Here is a 4,643-nt window from a genome sequence, read left to right as displayed (position 1 = left end):
GGTCGGCCTGCGCGTCCCGGGCCGGGCCGGGCGGGCGATGGCCGCCGGCGCGCTGCTGCCGGGGCCCGGCGCCGTCCTGGGGACCACGACGTTCGAGGAGTGGTTCGCCGGTGAGCGCGCCGCGGCGGGCGACGGCCTCGCCGGCTGACCCGCCTCGGGCGCCGGCGCAGCACGCGGGCGCCTGGCACTGGCAGGACCACCCTCGCCGGTGGCAGGCGCCCGCCGCGGCCCGGATGCTGGTCGCCCGCGCGGCCGTCGCCGGGCGGGCCGCGACCTCGAGGAGGAGGACACATGGAGCACCGCCGGCTGGGCAGTTCCGGGCTGCGGGTCTCGACGCTGACGCTGGGCACGATGGGTTTCGGCGGCGGCGGCAGGTTCGCCAAGGTCGGCACCGCCCGGGTGGACGAGGCGCGCGAGCAGGTGGACCTGGCCCTGGCGGCCGGGGTGAACCTCGTCGACACCGCCGACGTCTACTCCGACGGGCTGTCCGAGGAGATCGTGGGCGAGGTGCTCCAGGGGCGCCGCGACGAGGTGCTCATCGCCTCCAAGGTCCGCTTCCCGATGAGCCCGGGCGGACCCAACGACGCCGGCCTGTCGCGCCACCACGTGCTGCGCGGCTGCGAGGCGAGCCTGCGCCGGCTGCGGACCGATCACATCGACCTGTACCAGCTGCACGAGTGGGACGGCCTCACGCCGCTGGAGGAGACGTTCGAGGCCCTGCAGCTGCTCGTGCAGCAGGGCAAGGTGCGCTACGTCGGCATCTCCAACTACGCCGGCTGGCAGGCGGTGAAGGCCCTCGGGGTCGCCGAGCGCGGCGGGTTCCCCCGCCCGGTCAGCCAGCAGGTCTACTACTCGCTGCAGGGCCGCGACGCCGAGTACGAGATCGTGCCCTCGGCGCTCGACCAGGGCCTCGGGATCCTCGTGTGGAGCCCGCTGGCCGGGGGGCTGCTGTCGGGCAAGTACCGCCGCGGGCAGGAACCCCCCGAGGGTTCGCGGCACCTCACCGACTGGGGCGAGCCGCCGGTCCACGACGAGGAGCAGCTCTACGACACCATCGAGGTGCTCGTGGGCATCGCGCAGGCCCGCGGGGTGCCCGCCGCGCAGGTGGCGCTGGCGTGGACGCTGACCCGCCCGGGCGTCACGTCCCTCGTGGTGGGGGCCCGCACGAGCGAGCAGCTGCGGCAGAACCTCGCCGCGGCGGACCTGCGGCTGGAGGCGGAGGAGGTGGCGCGGCTGGAGGAGGTGAGCCGGCCGCGGCTGCTGTACCCGTACTGGCACCAGGCGCGCACGGCCGCGGACCGCCTCGACCCGGCGACGCTGTCGCTGGTGCAGCGGCACCTGCCCGGCTGAGGAAACCCCTGCCGGGCGGGGCCCGGCGCGTCTAACCTCGCGGGCGTGGACACCCCGTGGGAGACCTCGCGCCGGGCGTTCGCCGACGCCGCGCGCTGGTTCGTGCGCACCAGCGCCGCCGTGGGCGGGCGCTGGGAGCTGCCCGGCCTGGGCGAGTGGGACGTGCGCGCGCTGGTCGGGCACACCAGCCGCTCGCTGCTGACGGTGGAGGAGTACCTCGCCCGGCCCGCCGCGGCCGTCGAGGTGCCCTCCACCGCCGGGTACTACCGCGCCACCCGCGAGATCGCGGCGGGCCCGGGCGTGGCGGTGCGCGGGCGGGACGCCGGCACCGCGCTGGGCGCCGACCCGGCGGCGGCGGTGGCGCGGATCGCCGGGCGCGTGCTGCCGCTGGTCGACGGCTGCAGCGGCGCCGAGCTGCTGACGACCATCGCCGGCGGCATGCGGCTGGCGGACTACCTGCCGACCCGCACGTTCGAGCTCGCCGTGCACACCGCCGACCTGGCCACCGCCCTCGGCGAACCGCCGGACGTGCCGGAGAGCGCTGCGGCGCAGGCGCTGCGCGTCGTCGCCGACCTCGCCGCCGGCGACGGCACGGCCGGGCCGCTGCTGCTGGCCGCCACCGGGCGCACCGGCCTGCCGGCGGGTTTCTCGGTGCTCTGAGGCGACTGCTAGCCCTGTCCGCCCGCGGCGCGCAGCGGCAGCCACGCCAGGACCTCGGCGATCCGCGCGTCCCAGTACGCCCAGTCGTGCGCGCCCGGCCCGAACTCGGACGTCACGGTGACACCGGCGTCGTGGGCGGTGGCCACGAAGTGCCGGTTCCCGCCGAGCAGCTCGTCCTCGGTGCCGCAGGCCACGTGCAGGGCTGGCAGGTCCGCGCCGCGCGCCCCGGCGTCGCGCACCAGGTGCAGCAGGTCGTCCTCCCGGGGCAGGACGAGGTCGTCGCCGAGGATGCGGCGCATGTCGGCGAGGAGGTGCGGGGCGCGGGCGCGGGCGGCGGCGTCGAGGGCACCGGAGAGGCTGGCGGCCGCGGCGAAGCGCTCCGGCTGCCGCAGCGCCCACTTCAGGGCGCCGTAGCCACCCATGGACAACCCGGCGACGAAGGTGTCCTCCCGCCGGTCGGAGACGTTGAAGAACCCGGCGACGAGGGCGGGCAGCTCCTCGGACAGGAACGTCCAGTACCGCCCGCCGCGGGCCTCGTCGGCGTAGAAGCTGCGGTGCACCTGGGGCATGACGACGGCCAGCCCGAGCGGCGCGGCGTAGCGCTCGATCGAGGTGCGCCGCGCCCAGGTGGTGTCGTCGTCGCTGAGGCCGTGCAGCAGGTACAGCACGGGGTGGCCGCCCTGGCGGGCACCGCCGGCCATGCCGATCTGCCCGGCGGTGGTGCTCTGCGGCAGCAGGACGGTCATCGAGGTGCTCAGGCCGAGGGCCTCGGAGAAGAAGTCGACGCGCAGGTGGGCCACGGCGGCAGTCTGCCGGAGGGCGCCCGGGACCACCTCCGGGGTCGGTGGCGGCGCGGCCGGCCCCGGGCGTCGGGCGGTGGCGTCAGCGCGCCGCCTGGACGGCCGTGCTGCGCGGGCGCAGCACCAGCCTGGCCGGCAGCGTGCCGGCGACCAGGCCGAGCGCGGCGACCAGGCCCACCACCGTCGCGTAGGTGCCGGGGGCGACGACCAGGCGCAGCACGCCGTCCTGGGCGGTGCTGAACGTCGCGACCACCGTCGTGGTGACCGCGGCGCCGATCAGCAGCCCGACCAGCACGGTGATGACCGCTTCGTGGCCGGCGAGCCGGTGCACCTGCCCGTTCGTGGCGCCGGCCAGGCGCAGGTGGGCGAACTCCCGGCGCCTGGCCGCCGTGGCGATGGCGGAGGTGTTCACCACGGCGACCGCGGTGAACCCGAGGGAGATGGCGACCAGCAGTTCCCACGGGCCCTGCCGGGAGACGTTCCCGGCCGGGGCGACCTCCGCGGTCGGCGCGACGTGCAGCGCCGGCCAGGCCCGGTGGAGGTGCTCGGTGACGTCGCCGCGCAGCACCACCGAGCCGACCAGGCCCGCCGGGTCGTGCGCGGCGACCAGCGCCGCCGGGAGGACCAGGTCGCCGAAACCGCGGGCCCGGGTGTACGTCGCCGCCAGGCGCAGCTCGGCGCGGTGCCCGTCGGGCAGCCACAGCGGTACGACCTCACCGGTCCGCCAGCCGTTCTGCCCGACCAGGTAGGCGCTGGCGGCGAACGCGTCGTCGCCGAGCGGGTCGCCGGACAGCGCGAGGTCGAGCACCGCGACCTCGCCGCCGGTCAGCAGGCCCTGCGCGGCGAAGTCCTCCGGTCGGCCGTCCTGCACGGCGATGACCCTGGTGGGGATCGTCGCCGCGGCCCCGCTGACACCCGGCAGCCCGAGGAGCCGCTCCGCACCCGCCAGCGGCATGCCACCGGGCGCGGTGACCCGGACGGTCGCCGCCGCCGTGCGCGCCACCTGCTCCTGGCCGGCGAGCCGCTCCAGCAGCGAGCTGTTGAGCAGCACGGTGGCGTTGAGGGCGAACATCAGCACCAGCGGCACGGCCACGGCGGCCACCCGCCGGCTCTCGGCCCGGCTCAGCAGCCCGGCCAGCCCGAACGGGCGGCTCACCAGCGCGGTCAGCGCCCGCACCAGCACCGGGCCGAGGGCGGCGACCGCGCACAGCAGCAGCGCCGAGGAGATGAACGTCATCCCCATGCCCATCGGGCCGTCCAGCGGCACGAACGCGAGCACCGCGAACGCCCCGGCGACGGTCACCGCCGCGACGAGCGCCCGGACCACCAGGCCGCCGGTGGGCGCGGTGGCGGTCTCGGTGAGCGCCTGGGTCGGGGCGATGCGCACCGCCCGCCGGCCGGCCAGCCGCGCGGCGGTGACGGTGAGCAGCGTGCCGGCGAGCACCGCGAGCAGCAGCACCGGGACGCCGACGGCCACGGTGAACTGCGCCGGCACCAGGCCCAGGGCCTGCAACCGCGCCGCCACGACGTGGGCGAGCACGACCCCCAGCGGCACCGCGGGCAGCGCGGCGGCGACCGCCAGCAGGGCGCTCTCGGCGCCCAGCAGCCTGCGCAGCCGCCGCGGCGTGGCGCCGAGGGTGCGCAGCAGGGCCAGCTCGCGCAGCCGCTGCCGCACGCCGAGGGTGACCGTGCCGGTGAGCACGAACACCGCGGTGAACGCGGTGAACCCGATGACGACGCTGGACACCGAGATCGGGCCGGCGTGCTCGGGCAGCGCGGCCGGCAGGTCCGCCCGGACCCGGTCGTCGCCGGTGAGCACCGGCGCGCCGGCCG

The 4,643-nt window shown here is 77.3% G+C and carries 4 protein-coding genes; 2 read left to right on the top strand and 2 right to left on the bottom strand.

Annotated elements, in window-relative coordinates; translation table 11 throughout:
- The first annotated feature begins 291 nt into the window (after positions 1-291).
- A complete protein-coding gene (locus ABEB16_RS21740; protein WP_345714254.1) occupies positions 292-1,350 on the top strand; it encodes an aldo/keto reductase in 1,059 nt (352 codons plus the stop codon).
- Positions 1,351-1,395: 45 nt separating this feature from the next.
- Positions 1,396-2,010, top strand: coding sequence for a maleylpyruvate isomerase N-terminal domain-containing protein (locus tag ABEB16_RS21735; protein ID WP_345714253.1), 615 nt, complete (start codon positions 1,396-1,398; stop codon positions 2,008-2,010).
- Positions 2,011-2,018: 8 nt separating this feature from the next.
- Here the strand turns inward: ABEB16_RS21735 and ABEB16_RS21730 are convergent, their stop codons facing one another.
- Positions 2,019-2,810 carry an alpha/beta hydrolase gene (locus ABEB16_RS21730; RefSeq protein ID WP_345714252.1) on the bottom strand — a complete coding sequence of 264 codons (792 nt, stop codon included), beginning with the start codon at positions 2,808-2,810 and terminating at the stop codon, positions 2,019-2,021.
- 82 nt (positions 2,811-2,892) lie between these two features.
- A partial coding sequence (locus ABEB16_RS21725; RefSeq protein ID WP_345714251.1) for an FtsX-like permease family protein occupies positions 2,893-4,643 on the bottom strand: 1,751 nt, incomplete at its 5' end.

It is taken from the genome of Kineococcus glutinatus (genome assembly GCF_039542765.1).
Taxonomy (GTDB): Bacteria; Actinomycetota; Actinomycetes; order Actinomycetales; family Kineococcaceae; genus Kineococcus_A; species Kineococcus_A glutinatus.
The sequence above is the reverse complement of the archived record's forward strand: the minus strand, read 5'-3'. Positions and strand labels throughout refer to the sequence as shown.

What these genes read in the sequence shown, in the direction of transcription:
- ABEB16_RS21740 (WP_345714254.1), top strand. Translation starts at nt 292, where the DNA reads ATGGAGCACCGCCGGCTGGGCAGTTCCGGGCTGCGGGTCTCGACGCTG.